Genomic DNA, 16,264 nt, shown 5'->3' on the forward strand with positions numbered 1-16,264 from the left:
CGTACCATTGGCCTATGCATTGCGCTGCCTGCAACGCCGCGAATCCCGAGACGAACCGGTTCTGCGAGAACTGCGGCGTGAGCCTGGCCTTCAAGTGCCCGGCGTGCGGCTTCGATTGCACCCCCACCGCGAAATTCTGCGGCGGCTGCGGCGCGTCCGTGAACCGCGCCGCAACGACAGCCGCGAACCCGGCCCCCGGCGGGCGTCCGCCGGGTGTCTCGGTGCCGGCAGCCTCGTGGGGCGAACTCAAGCAGGCCACGGTGCTGTTCGCCGACATCGTGAGCTCGACCGAACAGATCGCGACGCTCGATCCCGAGCAGGCGATGGACCGGCTCAAGCCGGCCGTCAAGGTGATGTGCGACGCGGTGGAGCGCTTCGGCGGCACCGTGATGCGAACGCTCGGCGACGGTGTGATGGCGCTGTTCGGCGTGCCCAAGGCGCTCGAAGGCCATGCGACCCTGGCTTGCGAGGCGGCCCTGCACATGTTGCAGGCCATCGCCGGCAACACGCAGGGCCTGAGCATCCGCGTCGGCCTGCACTCCGGCCTCGTGGCCTCCGACCCGTACGCGCAGGACACGGGCAAGGGCGGTGGCGCGCATGGGCTCACGATCCACCTGGCCAGCCGGGTGATCGGCATGGCGCAGCCCGGCGGCATCGCCATCACGCAGGACTGCTATTCGCTCGTGCGCGGGTCGGTCGAAGCGGAATCGGTCGGCAGCCCGCCGCTGCGGGGCATCAGCCATCCGGTCGAGATCTTCATGCTGCGCTCGCTCAAGCCCGCGTTCGCGAGCGCGAATTTCCGCCAGGGCAAGCTCACGCCCTTCCGCGGCCGCGACAAGGAAATGACCTTGTTGCAGCAGGCGCAGCGGCTCACCGAAATGGGCGAAGCGCAGGTGGTCGGCGTGGCGGGCGGTCCCGGCGCCGGCAAGAGCCGCCTGTGCTACGAGTTCGCGCAGTGGTGCCGCTCGCGCGGCAAGCCGGTCTTCGAGGTACGCGCGCAGGTCTACGGCAGCGCGACGCCGCTCCAACCGGTCCTGGAGTTGATGCGGGTCTATTTCTTCGGCATCTCGTCCGCGGACACATCGGCACAGACGCGCACGAAGATCGTGCAGCGCCTCGCGCATCTGCCGGAGCACGTGCCGTCGGACGACGCACTGCTGTTCGAATTTCTCGGTGTGGCCGACGAGCAGGCAGCGCCGCTCACGCAGCTGCCCCGGGCCCGGCGTGCGCGTTTGCTGGCGCTGATGACGGCGCTGGTGAAGCACTCGGCGCCCAGCGTCGCCGTCATCCTCATCGAAGACATGCACTGGCTCGACGAAGCGAGCGAAGAGTTCGTCGCGGCGCTGGTGGAGGCCGTGACCGCCACGCGAACGCTCGTGGTTCTGAACTACCGGCCTTCGTACCGCTCGCCCTGGGCGGCTCGCGACAACTTCCGCGAGATCGCGCTCGGCGAGCTGAACGCCGCCGACACCGAGGCGATCGTGCGCGAGATGATCAGCCACCGCCGCGAGTTCCAGGACATCTCGCAACTGATCGCGCGGCGCAGCGGCGGCAACCCCTTCTTCGCGGAGGAGTTGGTGCGGGCCATCGCCGAGCGAGGCGTGCTGTCGGGCGATCCGGCCCATGCCGGCAACAACCTCGTCTCCGTAGAGCGGGCGCTGCCCGCCACTGTCCAGGCCGTCATCGGGGCGCGCATCGATCGCCTGCGTGAAGGCGAGAAGTCGGTGCTGCAGACCTGCGCCATCATCGGCAAGGAGGTGCCGCTTGCGATCCTCGAGGAGGTCGCGGGAATCCCGCGTGCCGAGCTCGATCCCGCGCTCGATGGCCTTTGCCGGGCGGAGCTGATCCAGCCGCAGCCGGCGGTCGGCGGCCGCCGCTATGCGTTCCGCCACCCGCTGATCCAGGAAGTGGCATACGGCACGCAGATGCGAGCCAAGCGTGCGGCCATTCACGCGACGGTGGCGACGGCGATGGAACGCCACTACGTCGAGCAGATCGATGAATTCGCCGCGCTCGTCGCGCATCATTTCGAAGAGGCCGGCCAGGCCATGGCCGCAGCCCGCTACTGCGCGCGCGCCGCACGCTGGCTGGGCGCCACCGATCCGTCCCAGGCGATCGCGCATTGGCACAAGGTGCGCCGCCTGCTGGCGGAGCACGCCGGCGAGTCGGAATCGGAACAGCTGCGAGCCGCCGCGTGCAGCCAGATCTGTCTGCTCGGCTGGCGCGAGGGCCTGAGCCTGGAACAGGTCCAGCCTTTCCTCGACGAGGCGATGGAGCTCGCTGCCCGGGTGGACAAGCGGCTCACGCAGCTGCTCCTCACGGTCGAAGGGCGGATGCTGCAGGCGAGCGGCGGGCCGGCGGACTGGTATGTGGAGCGGGTGGAACACGCGCTGCAGTTGGTCGACCCCGGGGACCGGGGTCGCGTCGCCACGCTCAACGCCGTACTGACCCAGGCCTACCGCTGGGCCGGGCGGCTGCAGGAGGCACTGGCAGCGAGCGAGATCGCAATCGCCGGACTGGATCTCATCGACCGCGATGACCGCGAGTTCATGGGATTCAGCATCGCGCAATGGGTCTACGGCATGCGGGGACGCGCGCTGGCGCGCTGCGACCGCGTGGAAGAAGCCCGGGACTGCTGGGAGCGCATGCTGGCGGTGCGGGAAGCCGTCGCCGACCCGACCGTCCACGGCATTCGGCACCTGGGCTATGTCGAGCTCGCCTTTCACGAGGACGACTACCAGCTCGCGCTGCAGCACACGGAGGCGCTGTGGGACCTCGCCCAGCAGCACCCTGTCTCCTATCTCAAACCCCTTGCGCTGTATTGCCGCGGGACGACATTCACCTTGTCGGGCGAATGGGACGGCGCGATCGATGCGTTCTTGCAGGGACTCGAGCAGGTCCGCGGCAGCAGCGCGGCATCCGAATACGAGACCGACCTGCTGCTGGGCTTGGCCGAGGCGCGCCGGCGCTCGGGCAGCCTGGACCTGGCACGCGAAGCCGTGACGCAAGCCCTGCAGATCGCAGAGCAAAGAACCATGCGGGTCGCGCAATGCCGCGCCATGATCACCTTGGCGGCGGCGCTGCTCGACGCGCATGCGGATCCGCAGGAAGCCGCCTCGCTCGTCGCGAAGGCGCGCGCACTGCTCGACGAGACGGGTGCCCGTGCCTACGCAAAACAGCTGGACGCTGTGGCCGCGCGGCTGACGACAGGCGTGCTCGCCGCCGGGGCAGTCAGCGAACCAGCAAAGTGAATTCGGCGAGGCCGGGCACCTGAGCCACCTGCACCCGGCGGCCCGGCAAGCTCTCGCAAAAGCGCACCCAGGGTTCCGGGGCCGGGCAATAGAGTTCGGGCACCTGGCGTGCAGCGGCCGAAGGCAGCATGAAATTCACCGAGAAACCCTTCGTCGCGTGACGGTGCATGTCGTGCAGCGTTTCTCGCACGTGCTCTTCCCATTCGGTCAGCGGATGCGCGAGCTTCACGTTGAAAATCCCGCTGGCGATGGCGTAATCGGCCACCCGCGTACAGCGCGTTCCTACCGCGAACCTCGCGCGTGGCCGGTCGGCCCAGCGCATTCGCGCCGCGTCGATCATGGCCGGCGCAACGTCGACTCCGCAATAATCGACCGGCCCTTCGCCTTGCAGATGGTCAATCACCTCCAGCGCGGCGCCCCAGCCACATCCGAGATCATTGACCGACGTGCCCGGGTGCAGAGTCCCGAGTTCAAGCAGCTTGAACAATCGCGCGTGCACCGACGGCAGGCTCGGCCAGTCGACGCCCAGTGCGGTCGCACCGAAGGCGAGGACCTTGCCGTCGTAGTAGCGGGCGATGTCCGCCAGCGGGGCCGGCGAGGTGCTCACTTCGCCTTTTTCGGCTTGCCTTTCGTCGCCTTCTTCGCCGGTGCGGCGCCGCTCGCGCCCAGCGGGAGGGAAACGACCATGAAGTCCTGCTTCATGTAGAACAGCGGCCGGCCTTTGCCGGTGATCACCACGCGGTTGTCGTTGCCGTCCGCGTTCATGTCGTGCAGGTCGAAATACACGGGCAGCGGTTTCTTGGCGGACAGGTTCTTCACGAGCGATGCGACGATCGCCTGGTCACCGTTCAGGCCCGTGACGTTCGACTTCGCGCGGCGCAAGCTGCGCAGGTAGCTGTGAAAACCGTCCTTGGCGTCCTGGTGGATCTGGCCGACGACATTCAGCGCCCGGATGCTGGACTCGAACGAGCGGCCCTCCTTGAAGATGCCCAACTCGTTTTGCAGCTTGACCATCTCGGCCAGGCCGTGCTCGTTGCTCTTGCCCATGTTGGGCGCAAAGCGCAGGTTGAGTTGTTCCTGCAGATGTCCGACGTAGACATCGTGCTCCTTCATGAAATCGCCCATCGGTTCCGCTCCTCACATCATGTCGTTACGAATGTAACGGCTTGTCCGAGTGTAGCGGAGCGGGCGACGTGCGGCGTTTTTGAACAGGGCGTGATGGGCACCGCAGCACTTCCTTGCTATGCTTTGTTACCGCGGCTCCTGCCGCGGTAACAAGACGAAGGCGAGAGCAGGCATGCGTTGTCGGTCCTGCATGACGGATAACCCGCAGGGGAACAGGTTCTGCGAGAACTGCGGCAAGCAGTTGCAGCTGGCCTGCGCCAAGTGCGGGCACGACGTCAACCTGCTCGCGCGCTTCTGCGGCAACTGCGGCCATGTGCTGGGCGCCGGCGCCGCCGATGCGCCACCCAAGTGGGGCGAGCTGAAGCAGGCCACCGTGCTCTTTGCCGACATCGTCGGCTCCACCGACATGGTGTCGCACCTGGACCCGGAGCAGGCCATGGCGCGCCTGCGCCCGGCGATCCTGCGCATGCGCCACTCGATCGAGCGCTTCGGCGGCACGGTGCTGCGCACGCTCGGCGACGGCGTGATGGCGATGTTCGGCGTGCCGCGCGCGCTGGAAGGCCACGCGCTGCTCGCGTGCCAGGCCGCGCTGCACATGCAAGCGGCTTTCGGGAATGCCGGCGACGGCCTGCAGATCCGCGTCGGCCTGCACTCGGGCCAGGTGGCGTCGGACCCGGAAGATGCCGAAGACGGCCGCGGCGGTGGCGCGCACGGCGTGACCATCCATGTCGCCAGCCGCGTGATCGCGCTCGCGCCGGCCGCCGGCATCTGCGTCACCGACGCCTGCCGCGCGGCCGCCGGCCCGGGCTGCGCGGTCGAGGCCATGGGCCTGCATCCCTTGAAAGGCATTCCGCAGCCGGTGGAAATCTTCCGGCTGGCGGGCTTGTCGACGTCGGCGCCGACGCGGCCGGCCGCGTCGGCGTCCACGTTCCGCGGCCGGGGCCGTGAGCTGTCGCTGCTGATGGTGGCGCTGGGCGAGGCGCGGGCCGACCGCGGCAGGACGATCGGCGTGGCGGGCGAGCCCGGCGCCGGCAAGAGCCGCCTGTGCCAGGAATTCGCGCAGCTGTGCGCCCAACGCGGCGTGCCCGTGCATGAGGTTCGCGCCCAGCTGTACGGCCACGCCCTGCCGCTGCAGCCCATCCTCGAGTTGTTCCGGGTGCATTTCTTCGGCCTGGCCGCGTGCGACGAAGCGGCCGCCGCGCGCGCGCGCATCGACGAATGCTTCGCGCCCGTGACGTCGTCAGCGAGCGACATGCAACTGCTGTACGAGTTCTTCGGTGTCGCCTCGGCCGAGGCGCCCGCCCTGGCGCTCGGCCCGCGCGCGCGCCAGGCGCGCCTGCTCGCCCTGGTGCGCGGGCTCGTGAAGCAGCAGGCCGACGTCGAGCGGGTGATCCTGATCGAGGACCTGCACTGGCTCGACGAGGCCAGCGAGGAGTTCGTGTCCGCCCTGGTCGAGGCGGTGGCCGGCACGCGCACCTTGCTGCTGCTCAATTACCGCAGCACCTACCGCGCGCCCTGGGCCGGTGAGCCGCACTTCCAGCAGGTCGACCTGGCGGAGCTTCCCCGGGCCGACATGGACGTCCTCGTCGCCGACCTGCTGGCTCCCGTCACGGCGTTGCCCGATGTGTGCCGGCTGGTGTGCCAGCGGGCGGGCGGCAATCCGTTCTTCGCGGAGGAGCTGGCCCGCACCCTCGTGGAAAGCCGGCTGTTCGCGGTGGACACCGGCTTGCCGGCAGGCGGTCTCGAAGCCGTCGAACACGCCCTGCCCGCCACTGTGGAGGCCGTCATCGGCTCGCGCCTGGACCGCGTGGGCGAGCCCGAGAAGACGCTGCTGCAGATGTGCGCCATCATCGGCAAGGAGATTCCGCTGGCGGTGCTGGAGCACGTGGCGAGCCCGCTCGCCAGCCAGATCCAGATCGGCCTGGAGGGACTGTGCCGGGCGGGCCTGATCCTGCCGCAGCCGTCCGAAGGCGGCCGCCACTTCGCGTTCCGCCACCCGCTGATCCAGGAGGTGGCGTACGGCGCACAGCTGAAGGTGCGGCGCGAGCAGGTGCACGCCAGCGTCGCGGCGGCGATGGAGCTCTATTACACCGAGCAGATCGACGAGTACGCGGGCCTGATCGCCTACCACTTCGAGCAGGCCAAGGAGCCTTGGCCGGCCGCGCGCTACCACGCCCACGCGGCGAACTGGGTCGCGTCGGCGGATTCCCGCCGTGCGATGAATGCTTGGCGGAAGGTGCGCGAGCTGCTTACGCAGACGCACCAGGACGCCGAGGTCGACAGCCTGAAAGTCCTGGCGCTCGCGAAATCGGCATGGCTGAGCTGGCGGGAGGGCACGCCGATGGCCGAGGTCATGGCCCTGATCCACGAAGCGCGCCGTATCGCAGGCACGGGCGACACGCGCATCATGCGTTTGCTGCTGTTCCTCGAAGGGCGGATGCTGCAGGCCAACGGCGGCTCCGTGGATCGCTATGCCGAGCTCGTGAGTGAAGCGCTGGCCTCGATGGAGCCGGATGCGCCGGCCGGCAGCAAGGTCCTCCTGAACATCGGGCTGTGCCAGGCGTACGGGTGGGCCGGCATGTTCGACAAGGCGCTCGCCGCGAGCGACGCCGCCCTGGCAGGCATCGATGCGGTCGACCGGTTCGAGGAAGACTTCATCGGCTACAGCCTCAAGCAGTGGCTGCTCGTGCTGCGTGGACGCGTGCTGGCGCGCCTGGGCCGGCTCGAAGAAGCGGCCGGCTGCATCGCGGACGTCACGACATTGCCGCAGCACACCGTCGATCCCGTGCTGCTCCAGATCGCCCACTACGGGATGACGGAAGTGGCGTGCGCGGCCGAGGACCTGGAACGTGCCGAGCATCACGCCCGCGTCGTCGCCCGAGTGGCGGAACGGCACGACAACGCCTACATGAGCTGCTTTGCCCACGCATGTGGCGCACTGGTCGATCAGGCACGCGGTCAGTTCCTGCCGGCCATCAGCGGCTTCAGCCAGGCGCTGGACGTCGTGCGCCAGCACAACGTGGCCAAGGAATTCGAAACGGAATTGCTCGCCTGCCTCGCCGAGTGCTGCTACGCGGTCGGTGACCTGCATGCGGCCGAACGCTTCTGCCAGGAGGCGATCGACCTGTCGCGCGAGCGCAGCAACCGCCACCAGCACGTGCGGGCGCTGGTCATCGCGAGTGCGGTACTGCGGGCCAAGAGCACGGAAACGGATGTTCGCGCAGCCGAGGACCTGCTGGCCCGTGCGCGCGGCCTGGTGCGCGCCAGCGAAGCCAGCGCGTTGTCGTTCCGCGTGAAGGCCCTGCCCGAGGTCGTGCTCGGTTAGGGCCCGCCGCTTACTTCGATTTCTTTTTGCTGGTGCTGGTCTTGCCCTTGGCCGGAGCGGCGCGCTGTGCCGACCCCTCCCACGGCTGCATGGGCAGCGAGATCACCAGGTAATCGCGCTCGATGTAGAACAGCGGCCGCCCCTTGTCGGTGATCAGCACGTTCTTGCTTTCGCCGCCTTGACGCATGTCGTGCGAGGTGAAGTAGACGGGCAACGGGTTCCTGGCCGCCAGGTTCTTCGCCAGCGCATCCACGACGGCCTGATCGCCGTTCAGCTTGCCGCGATTGGATTTGTGCTGCGCCAGGTTGCCCAGCAGGTCATGCCAGTGGTTCTTCGCGTCGTTGTTGTAGGCCGCGAGGTTCAGCACGGCGACGCTCTTCGCGAACGGCCGGCCCTTCTTGAAGATGTTGAATTCCTTTTGCAAGGCGACCATCTCGTCGATGCCGCCGTACGTCTTCTCCTTGCCTTGCGGCGGCGCGAAGCGCAGGTTCAGCTGATCGAGCATGCTGCCGATCAGGATGTCGTTGTGCTTCATGAAAAAGCCCATGGGAACCCTCCTGTCTTGCTGGCGTTGCGACCTTGCAAAATGCGACTCGAGTGTAAACGGACGAGGCGCTCGCGCAACGCCTGCGGGTCAGGACTGAGTGGTGCCCGCTTGCAGCACCCCCCGCCGCATCTGGTCCAGCTCCATGGTCTCGAACAGCGCCTTGAAGTTGCCCTCGCCGAAGCCTTCGTTGCCCTTGCGCTGGATGAACTCGAAGAAGATCGGGCCGAGCTGGTTCTCCGAGAAGATCTGCAGCAGCAGCTCGCCGGGCTTGCCGTCCACGAGGATGTTGCGCGACTTGAGCGCCTCGATGTTCTCCTGCAGGTTGGGGATGCGCTTGGGCAGCAGCTCGTAATAGGTGTCGCTGGTGTCCAGCAGCTTCACGCCCGCCATCTGCAGCGCATCGACCGTGTCGTACAGGTTGGTCGAACCCAGCGCGATGTGCTGGATGCCTTCGCCGTGGTACTTGTCCAGATACTCCTGGATCTGGCCGGCCTTCTCGTTGCCTTCCTCGTTGATCGGGATGCGGATCATCCCGCAGGGGCTGGTCATGGCCTTGCTCTTCACGCCCGTGGCCTGGCCTTCGATGTCGAAATAGCGGATCTCGCGGAAGTTGAACAGGCGCTCGTAGAACTCCGACCACTCGGCCATGCGGCCGCGATGCACGTTGTGCGTGAGATGGTCGATGTACGTCAGGCCGTGGCCGCGCGGGTCCAGCGCATCGCGCGCGGCTATGCCGGGCAGCGGCTCGAAGTCCACGTCGTAGAAACCGATGTTGCCGATGTCGCCTTCGGCCGCGCCGTTCTTGCCGCGCCAGCGGTCCACCAGGTAGATCAGCGAATCGCCGATGCCTTTGATGGCGGGGATGTTCAATTCGCCCGGGCCGGCCTGGCCCGCGTAGCCCCACGCGCCCAACGAGATCGCGCGCTCGTACGCCGCCTTCGCGTCCTGCACGCGGAAGGCGATGGCGCAGATGCTGGGGCCGTGCGCCCGTGCGAAGCGTTGCGCGAACGAATCGGGTTCGGCATTGACGATGAAGTTGATGCCGCCCTGCCGGTACAGGATCACGTTCTTGTGGCGATGACGCGCGATCGCCCGGAAGCCCATGCGCTGGAACAGCTCGCCCATGGCCTTGGGGTCGGGCGCCGCGTACTCGATGAATTCGAAGCCGGCGGTGCCCATCGGGTTGTCCCAAGTCTTGTTCATGCCGCGCACTGTAAGCCGCCGCCCGTTCATTTTTCGCGCGTGATGTGGCGCATCGCGGCCGGCAGGCGCAATAATCCTGCGTCATGCGCCCATCGGAGACACTCGACAAGCTCGACAAAGCCATCCTGCGCCGGCTGCAGCAGAACGGCCGCGAGACCTACGACGTCATCGGCGAGAAGATCGGTTTGTCCCCGAGCGCGGTGCTGCGCCGGGTCAAGCGGCTGGAGGATGCGGGCGTGATCGACCGCTATGTGGCGCTGGTCAAGCCCGAGACCGTGGGCCTGGGCCTCACGGCCTACCTGAACGTGCGGCTGGAAAAACACACCGAAACGCACAAGCGCAACCCGATGGACGTGTTCCGCGCCAGCGTGCAGGCCTGGCCGGAGGTGGTCGAGTGCGTCGCGCTCACGGGCGAGATGGACTACCTGTTGCGGGTGGTGGTGCAGGACATGGCGCACTACAGCCGCTTCATCATGGAGACCCTGCTCAAGCACCCCTCGGTGGAGGACTGCAAGACGAGCTTCGTGCTGGATCGGGTCAAGGCCACGACGGCCATCCCCGTTTAGCAGGCACTCACCTACGTGCCATTACGGGTGTCGCGCGCCGGGCTGCACTTTCTAGGGAAAACCCGTACAGTCGCCTTCATGGACACGGAAGTCGTCAAGTCATCCCCGGTGGTCGTGCCGATCCGCTCGCTCGGCCCGAGCCACCGCGGCCGCATCGCTGCGCACCTGAAGGCGCTGGATGCGGATGACCGCTACCTGCGCTTCGGCTATCCCGCGACCGACGAGCAGATCGATCGCTACGTCGCCGGGCTTGACTTCGAGCGCGACGACATCTTCGGCATCTACAACCGCAAGCTCGAGCTGATCGCGGTGGCGCACCTCGCGTATTCGGCCGATCCGGGCATGACCTCGTGCGCCGAGTTCGGCGTGTCGGTGCTCAGGAAGGCGCGCGGGCGCGGCTACGGCCAGCGCCTGTTCGAGCGCGCCGTCATGCACGCACGCAACGAAGGCGTGGAGATGCTCTTCATCCACGCACTCACCGAGAACCGCGCCATGCTGCGAATCGCGATCAAGGCGGGCGCCAGGATGGAGCGTGCCGGCTCGGAAACCGAGGCCTTCCTGCGTCTGCCGCCCGCGACCTTCGACAGTCGCGTGGCCGAGCTCGTGGAAGAGCAGGTCGCGCAGACCGACTATCGCCTCAAGCAGCAGGCCAAGCGCTTCTGGTCCTTCCTCGCGGGCGTGCAGGAAGTGCGGCGAGGCGTGCGCGAAGGCCGGCACAAGTCGGGCAGCTGATTCGCACCGGTCACGGGGGCGCGGTGCCTTTGGGCTATCCTAGTCGTCCCGCAACGACCGCACGCCTACGTGTCCGACCCGCACCCTGCGCGCCCCTCCGACAAGGAGGACAAGCGCACCTTCTTCCAGAAGATCGCCGAGTTCATCCATCCGGGCCCCGACTCGCGGGCCGAGCTGATCGAGACGCTGGCCGATGCGGAGGACAACGACGTCATCGGCGCCGAATCGCGCGTGATGCTCGAGGGCGTGATCCGCATGGCCGACCTCACGGCCGGCGACGTGATGGTGCCCACGCCGCGGATGGACCTGATCAACATCGATTCGCCGTGGGATGAGATCCTGCACACGGTGATCGAGACGGCGCACTCGCGCTTCCCGGTGTATGAGGGCGACCGCGAGAACATCATCGGCATCCTGCTGGCGAAGGACTTGCTCAAGCTCCAGCGCGCGCCCGAGCTGAACCTGCGCGCGCTGCTGCGGCCCGCGTCGTTCATCCCCGAGAGCAAGGGCCTCAACGACCTGCTGCGCGAGTTCCGCGGCAACCGCAACCACCTCGCCATCGTCATCGACGAGTTCGGCCGCGTGGCGGGGCTCGTCACCATCGAGGACGTGCTCGAGCAGATCGTCGGCGAGATCGAGGACGAGTTCGACATCGCCGAGGACGAGGGCGACATCTTCGGCCTGGCCGACCGCACCTACCGCGTCAGCGGCGACACCTCGCCCGAACGCGTGGCCGAGGCGTTCGGCGTCGCGATCGCGCCCACCGACGTCGAGCAGGAGTTCGACACGATCGGCGGCCTGATCGCGCACGAGATGGGCCATGTGCCCCGGCGCGGCGAGCACATCCAGATCGCGGGCCTGAACTTCGTCGTGATGCACACCAAGGGCGGGGCGGTGCGCTGGTTCAAGGTGTCGCCGGTCGAGGGCGACGACCGCACCGGCTAGTGCGCATCGCTTTCGTCATCGCCGCGTTGCTGGCCGGCATCGGCCAGGCCTTCTCGATTGCCGCGCCATGGAACGGACAGCCGCAGTGGTGGTTGCAACTGCTGTCGCTCGCGCTGCTCGCGGGCGTGCTGCAACGCAGCCGTTCGCGAGTCGAAGCCGCGCTGGCCGCATGGACGTTCGCGACCGCCTGGCTCGCGGGCACCTTCTGGTGGCTGTTCATCTCCATGCACGTGTACGGCGGGCTCGCTTCGCCGCTGGCGGCCGTCGCCGTGTTCGCGCTCGCCGCCTTTCTCGCGCTGTACTACGCACTCGCGGCGGTGATCTTCTGGTTGGCGCGCGAACCGGGTGCGGGCCTGCAGGCCATCGTCTTCGCCGGCGCCTGGCTGCTCGCCGAGCTGATGCGCGCGACGATCTTCACGGGGTTTCCCTGGGGCGCCTTGGGGTATGCGCACGTCGACGGGCCGCTCGCGGCGCTTGCGCCCTGGATCGGCGTGTATGGCATCGGCTTCGTTGCCGCGCTTCTCTCCTTCGGGTTGGCGGCGCTGGTGCAACCTGCCATGCGCACATCGTGGCGGTCGTGGGGCTTTGTTGGGGGTGCGATTGCCCTGCTCGCTGCCTGCATCATGGTGAAGCCTGCCGAAGCGCCTGCCGCGCGGCCCAAGCTGTCGATCGCGCTCCTGCAAGGCAATATCCCCCAGGACGAGAAGTTCGAGCCGGGCACGGGCGTCCCGATCGCGCTGGAGTGGTACGCCCGGCAGTTGCAGCAAAGCCAGGCATCGCTCGTTGTCACACCCGAGACGGCGATCCCGCTGCTGCCGCAGCAGCTGCCGCCGGGCTACGGCGAGGCCATCAACGAGCGCTTCGCCCGAGGCCAGCAGGCCGCGCTCATCGGCATTCCACTCGGCAGCTTCAGCGAGGGCTACACCAATTCGGCCATCGGTCTCGCGCCGGGCGCGGCCACCTACCGCTACCACAAGCACCATCTGGTGCCTTTCGGTGAATTCATCCCGCCGCTGTTCAAGTGGTTCGTTCGCATGATGAACATCCCGCTGGGCGACTTCAACCGCGGCGCCGTCGCGCAGGCGCCCTTCGCCTGGCAGGGCGAGCGGCTGGCTCCGAACATCTGCTACGAGGACCTGTTCGGCGAAGAGATCGCGGCGAACTTCGGCGATGCATCGCGTGCCCCGACCATCCTGGTGAACATGAGCAACATCGGCTGGTTCGGCGACACGGTCGCCATCGACCAGCACCTGCAGATCAGCCGCATGCGCGCCATCGAGTTCGACCGGCCGGTGATCCGCGCGACCAACACCGGCGCGACGGCGATCGTCGATGCGCACGGGCGGGTCACGCACCTGCTGCCGCGCCTCACGCGCGGCGTGCTGACGGGCGAAGTGGAAGGCCGCACGGAGATCACGCCCTACGCCGGCTGGCTGGCGCGCTTCGGCCTGTTGCCGCTGTGGCTGCTCGCGCTCGCGGCGGTCGCTCCCGCGCTGCTGCCGGGCCGCAGGAAAACCCGCCCGTAAAATCGGTGGTTTCCCTGCGGCCCCGCGATGCTCACGTTCCAGCAAATCATCCTCAAGCTCCAGTCCTATTGGGACGCGCAGGGCTGCGCGCTCCTGCAGCCGTACGACATGGAGGTGGGCGCGGGAACGTCGCACACGGCCACTTTCCTGCGCGCGCTGGGGCCCGAGCCGTGGAAGGCCGCCTATGTGCAGCCGAGCCGCCGGCCCAAGGACGGCCGCTACGGCGAGAACCCCAACCGCCTGCAGCACTACTACCAGTACCAGGTGGTGCTCAAGCCGGCGCCGGAGAACATCCTGGAGCTGTACCTCGGCTCGCTCGAGGCGCTCGGGTTCGACCTGAAGAAGAACGACATCCGTTTCGTCGAGGACGACTGGGAGAATCCCACGCTCGGCGCCTGGGGCCTGGGCTGGGAAGTCTGGCTCAACGGCATGGAGGTCACGCAGTTCACCTACTTCCAGCAGGTGGGCGGCATCGACTGCAAGCCGATCACCGGCGAGATCACCTACGGCCTGGAGCGTCTGGCGATGTACCTGCAGGGCGTGGAGAACGTCTACGACCTGAAGTGGACGGAAGGCCTGTCCTATGGCGATGTCTACAAGCAGAACGAAGTCGAGCAGTCGACCTACAACTTCGAGCACAGCGACACCGATTTCCTCTTCACGGCGTTCAACGCGCACGAGAAGCAGGCAAAGTATCTGATGGAACAGCAACTGGCGCTGCCCGCCTACGAGCAGGTGCTCAAGGCCGCGCATTCGTTCAACCTGCTCGATGCCCGCGGCGCGATCAGCGTGACCGAGCGCGCCGCCTACATCGGCCGCATCCGCAACCTCGCGCGCAGCGTCGCGCAAAGCTATTACGACAGCCGCGAGCGCCTGGGTTTCCCGATGGCGCCGCGCGAGTGGGTCGCTCAACTGCAGAAGAAGGCGGCGTGAAGATGGCCACGAAGAATCTTCTCGTCGAACTGTTCGTCGAGGAACTGCCGCCCAAGGCATTGAAGAAGCTGGGCGAGAGCTTTGCCAACGTGCTGTTCGAGCAGTTGAAGGCGCAGGGCCTCTCGTCGGCCGAATCGAAAGTGACGCCGTTCGCGTCGCCGCGCCGCCTGGGCGCGCACGTCACGGCCGTTGCCACGCAGGCGGCGGACAAGGCCGTGACGCAGAAACTGATGCCGGTGAGCGTCGGCCTCGATGCCAGCGGCCAGCCGACGCCGGCGCTGGTGAAGAAGCTGCAATCGCTCGGCGCCGATGCGGCGGCGGCATCGCAACTGAAGCGCGCGATGGATGGCAAGGCCGAGGCGCTCTTCTACGAAAGCACCGCCAGGGGCGCGACGCTGGCCGAAGGCCTGCAGAAGGCGCTGAACGAAAGCATCGCCAGGCTGCCGATCCCGAAGGTGATGACCTACCAGCTCGCGGACGGCTGGACCGACGTGAAGTTCGTGCGGCCGGCGCATGCGCTGCTGGCGCTGCACGGCAGCGAGGTCGTGCCGATCGAGGCGCTCGGGTTGAAGGCGGGCCAGGTCACGCACGGCCACCGCTTCGAAGCCGCGCAGGATACGGTGCGCGTCGCCGATGCCGATGCATACGAGCCGGCGCTGCAGGAACGAGGCGCGGTGATCGCCAGCTTCGACAAGCGCCGCGCGGAGATCGCCCGGCAGCTGGCCGATGCCGCGCGGAAGGTCGGCGGCGGCGTGCAGCCGGTGCAGGACGACGCGCTGCTCGACGAGGTCACGGCCTTGGTCGAACGGCCCAACGTCCTCGTCTGCCAGTTCGAGAAGCAGTTCCTCGACGTGCCGCAGGAATGCCTCATCCTCACGATGAAGGCGAACCAGAAATACTTTCCGCTGCTCGACGCGAACGGCAAGCTGACGAACAGGTTCCTCGTCGTGAGCAACATCCGCCCGCAGGACGCGAGCGCGGTGGTCGGCGGCAACGAGCGAGTCGTGCGCCCGCGCCTGGCCGACGCGAAGTTCTTCTTCGACCAGGACCGCAAGAAGACGCTCGCTTCGCGCGTGCCCGGCCTGGCCAAGGTCGTCTATCACAACAAGCTGGGCACCCAGGGCGAGCGCATCGAGCGCGTGCGTGCGATCGCGAAGGTGATCGGCGCGCAACTGGGCAGCGACCACCTGGCGCACGAGGCCGACCGTGCGGCCGAGCTCGCGAAGGCCGACCTGCTCACCGACATGGTGGGCGAGTTCCCCGAGCTGCAGGGCATCATGGGCCGCTACTACGCGCTCAACGACGGCCTGGGCGTGGAGATCGCCGATGCGATCGAGGACCACTACAAGCCGCGCTTCGCCGGTGATTCGCTGCCGCGCAATTCGCTGGGCATCGTCGTCGCACTGGCCGACAAGCTCGAGACACTGGCCGGCCTGTTCGCGATCGGGCAGCTCCCGACCGGCGACAAGGACCCGTTCGCGCTGCGTCGCCATGCGCTGGGCATCGTGCGCATGCTGATGGAAAAGGACCTGCCGCTCGAACTCAACGCGATCGTGATCGAGGCGCTCGGCCTGTTCCCGCAGGCCAAGCCCGAGACGGCGCAGCAGCTCACGGATTTCGTCTACGAGCGCCTCGCCGGCATGCTGCGCGAGCAGGGCTACAGCGCACAGGAAGTCGATGCCGTACTCGCACTGCGTCCGCAGCGCCTGGGCGATGTCGCCAAACGCCTGGCTGCCGTGCGCGCCTTCGCTTCGCTGCCCGAGGCGCCGGCGCTGGCCGCGGCCAACAAGCGCATCGGCAACATCCTGAAGAAGTCGGAGCAGGCCGTGCAGGCGCGCGTGAGCGAGCCGCTGCTCAAGGCCCCGGCGGAGCAGGCGCTCTATGCGGCGATGAAGGACCTCGCGCCCAGGGCCCAGTCCCAGTTCGACGCGGGCGACTACACCGCCTCCCTGCAGACGCTGGCCGCCCTGCGCTCGCCGGTGGACCAGTTCTTCGACGACGTGATGGTCAATGCGGAAGAAGCCGACCTGCGCGCCAACCGCCACGGCCTGCTCGCCACGCTGCACCAGGCGATGAACCGGGTCGCCGACCTGTCCCGCCTGGCGGTCTAG

12 protein-coding genes are annotated in these 16,264 nt (G+C 67.7%); 8 read left to right on the top strand and 4 right to left on the bottom strand.

Features of this window, described 5'->3' with window-relative positions; all coding sequences use genetic code 11:
* Nucleotides 1-14 precede the first annotated feature (14 nt).
* Entirely contained in the window at nucleotides 15-3,251 is a 3,237-nt protein-coding gene (locus tag AC3EF3_RS00980) for an adenylate/guanylate cyclase domain-containing protein (protein WP_488530288.1), read from the top strand.
* Here the strand turns inward: AC3EF3_RS00980 and AC3EF3_RS00985 are convergent.
* Both AC3EF3_RS00985 and AC3EF3_RS00990 read right to left on the bottom strand, forming a co-directional pair.
* The gene (locus AC3EF3_RS00985) at nucleotides 3,232-3,858 is read right to left on the bottom strand and encodes a class I SAM-dependent methyltransferase (RefSeq protein ID WP_488530289.1); all 627 of its coding nucleotides are present in this window, start codon (nucleotides 3,856-3,858) and stop codon (nucleotides 3,232-3,234) included. The two genes, AC3EF3_RS00980 and AC3EF3_RS00985, sit on opposite strands and share 20 nt — an antisense overlap.
* On the bottom strand, nucleotides 3,855-4,376 hold the full coding sequence (locus AC3EF3_RS00990; RefSeq protein WP_488530290.1) for a hypothetical protein: 522 nt from the start codon (nucleotides 4,374-4,376) through the stop codon (nucleotides 3,855-3,857). The genes AC3EF3_RS00985 and AC3EF3_RS00990 overlap by 4 nt, the downstream gene beginning before the upstream one ends.
* 190 nt (nucleotides 4,377-4,566) lie before the next feature.
* On the opposite strand from AC3EF3_RS00990, the gene AC3EF3_RS00995 reads away from it, so the two are divergent.
* Nucleotides 4,567-7,701, top strand: a complete 3,135-nt coding sequence (locus tag AC3EF3_RS00995) for an AAA family ATPase (RefSeq protein WP_488530291.1) — start codon at nucleotides 4,567-4,569, stop codon at nucleotides 7,699-7,701.
* Between the two features lie 10 nt (nucleotides 7,702-7,711).
* Here AC3EF3_RS00995 and AC3EF3_RS01000 read toward each other — a convergent pair whose 3' ends face one another.
* Nucleotides 7,712-8,248 (bottom strand): hypothetical protein, encoded by a 537-nt coding sequence (locus AC3EF3_RS01000; RefSeq protein ID WP_488530292.1) that lies wholly within the window; start codon nucleotides 8,246-8,248, stop codon nucleotides 7,712-7,714.
* A gap of 87 nt (nucleotides 8,249-8,335) precedes the next feature.
* The gene (hppD, locus tag AC3EF3_RS01005; RefSeq protein ID WP_488530293.1) at nucleotides 8,336-9,451 is read right to left on the bottom strand and encodes a 4-hydroxyphenylpyruvate dioxygenase; all 1,116 of its coding nucleotides are present in this window, start codon (nucleotides 9,449-9,451) and stop codon (nucleotides 8,336-8,338) included.
* Between the two features lie 83 nt (nucleotides 9,452-9,534).
* On the opposite strand from hppD, the gene AC3EF3_RS01010 reads away from it, so the two are divergent.
* The 6 genes from AC3EF3_RS01010 (at nucleotide 9,535) to glyS (ending at nucleotide 16,264) form a co-directional block, all read left to right on the top strand.
* Complete coding sequence (locus AC3EF3_RS01010; protein WP_488530294.1) at nucleotides 9,535-10,017, top strand: Lrp/AsnC family transcriptional regulator; 483 nt, start codon at nucleotides 9,535-9,537, stop codon at nucleotides 10,015-10,017.
* Between the two features lie 78 nt (nucleotides 10,018-10,095).
* Complete coding sequence (locus AC3EF3_RS01015; RefSeq protein ID WP_488530295.1) at nucleotides 10,096-10,749, top strand: GNAT family N-acetyltransferase; 654 nt, start codon at nucleotides 10,096-10,098, stop codon at nucleotides 10,747-10,749.
* A 69-nt stretch (nucleotides 10,750-10,818) separates the two neighbouring features.
* Nucleotides 10,819-11,694 carry a CorC family transporter gene (locus tag AC3EF3_RS01020; RefSeq protein ID WP_488530296.1) on the top strand — a complete coding sequence of 292 codons (876 nt, stop codon included), beginning with the start codon at nucleotides 10,819-10,821 and terminating at the stop codon, nucleotides 11,692-11,694.
* Entirely contained in the window at nucleotides 11,694-13,220 is a 1,527-nt protein-coding gene (gene lnt / locus AC3EF3_RS01025) for an apolipoprotein N-acyltransferase (protein ID WP_488530297.1), read from the top strand. The genes AC3EF3_RS01020 and lnt overlap by 1 nt, the downstream gene beginning before the upstream one ends.
* Before the next feature lie 27 nt (nucleotides 13,221-13,247).
* Complete coding sequence (glyQ, locus tag AC3EF3_RS01030) at nucleotides 13,248-14,153, top strand: glycine--tRNA ligase subunit alpha (protein ID WP_488530298.1); 906 nt, start codon at nucleotides 13,248-13,250, stop codon at nucleotides 14,151-14,153.
* Between the two features lie 2 nt (nucleotides 14,154-14,155).
* Nucleotides 14,156-16,264 carry a glycine--tRNA ligase subunit beta gene (glyS, locus tag AC3EF3_RS01035; RefSeq protein ID WP_488530299.1) on the top strand — a complete coding sequence of 703 codons (2,109 nt, stop codon included), beginning with the start codon at nucleotides 14,156-14,158 and terminating at the stop codon, nucleotides 16,262-16,264.

Source organism: Ramlibacter sp. GS1-15, assembly GCF_057785015.1.

What these genes read in the sequence shown, in the direction of transcription:
- AC3EF3_RS01010 (WP_488530294.1), top strand. Translation starts at nt 9,535, where the DNA reads ATGCGCCCATCGGAGACACTCGACAAGCTCGACAAAGCCATCCTGCGC.
- glyQ (WP_488530298.1), top strand. Translation starts at nt 13,248, where the DNA reads ATGCTCACGTTCCAGCAAATCATCCTCAAGCTCCAGTCCTATTGGGAC.
- glyS (WP_488530299.1), top strand. Translation starts at nt 14,156, where the DNA reads ATGGCCACGAAGAATCTTCTCGTCGAACTGTTCGTCGAGGAACTGCCG.
- AC3EF3_RS00995 (WP_488530291.1), top strand. Translation starts at nt 4,567, where the DNA reads ATGACGGATAACCCGCAGGGGAACAGGTTCTGCGAGAACTGCGGCAAG.
- AC3EF3_RS01000 (WP_488530292.1), bottom strand. Translation starts at nt 8,248, where the DNA reads ATGGGCTTTTTCATGAAGCACAACGACATCCTGATCGGCAGCATGCTC.
- AC3EF3_RS01015 (WP_488530295.1), top strand. Translation starts at nt 10,096, where the DNA reads ATGGACACGGAAGTCGTCAAGTCATCCCCGGTGGTCGTGCCGATCCGC.
- AC3EF3_RS00990 (WP_488530290.1), bottom strand. Translation starts at nt 4,376, where the DNA reads ATGGGCGATTTCATGAAGGAGCACGATGTCTACGTCGGACATCTGCAG.
- AC3EF3_RS00980 (WP_488530288.1), top strand. Translation starts at nt 15, where the DNA reads ATGCATTGCGCTGCCTGCAACGCCGCGAATCCCGAGACGAACCGGTTC.
- hppD (WP_488530293.1), bottom strand. Translation starts at nt 9,451, where the DNA reads ATGAACAAGACTTGGGACAACCCGATGGGCACCGCCGGCTTCGAATTC.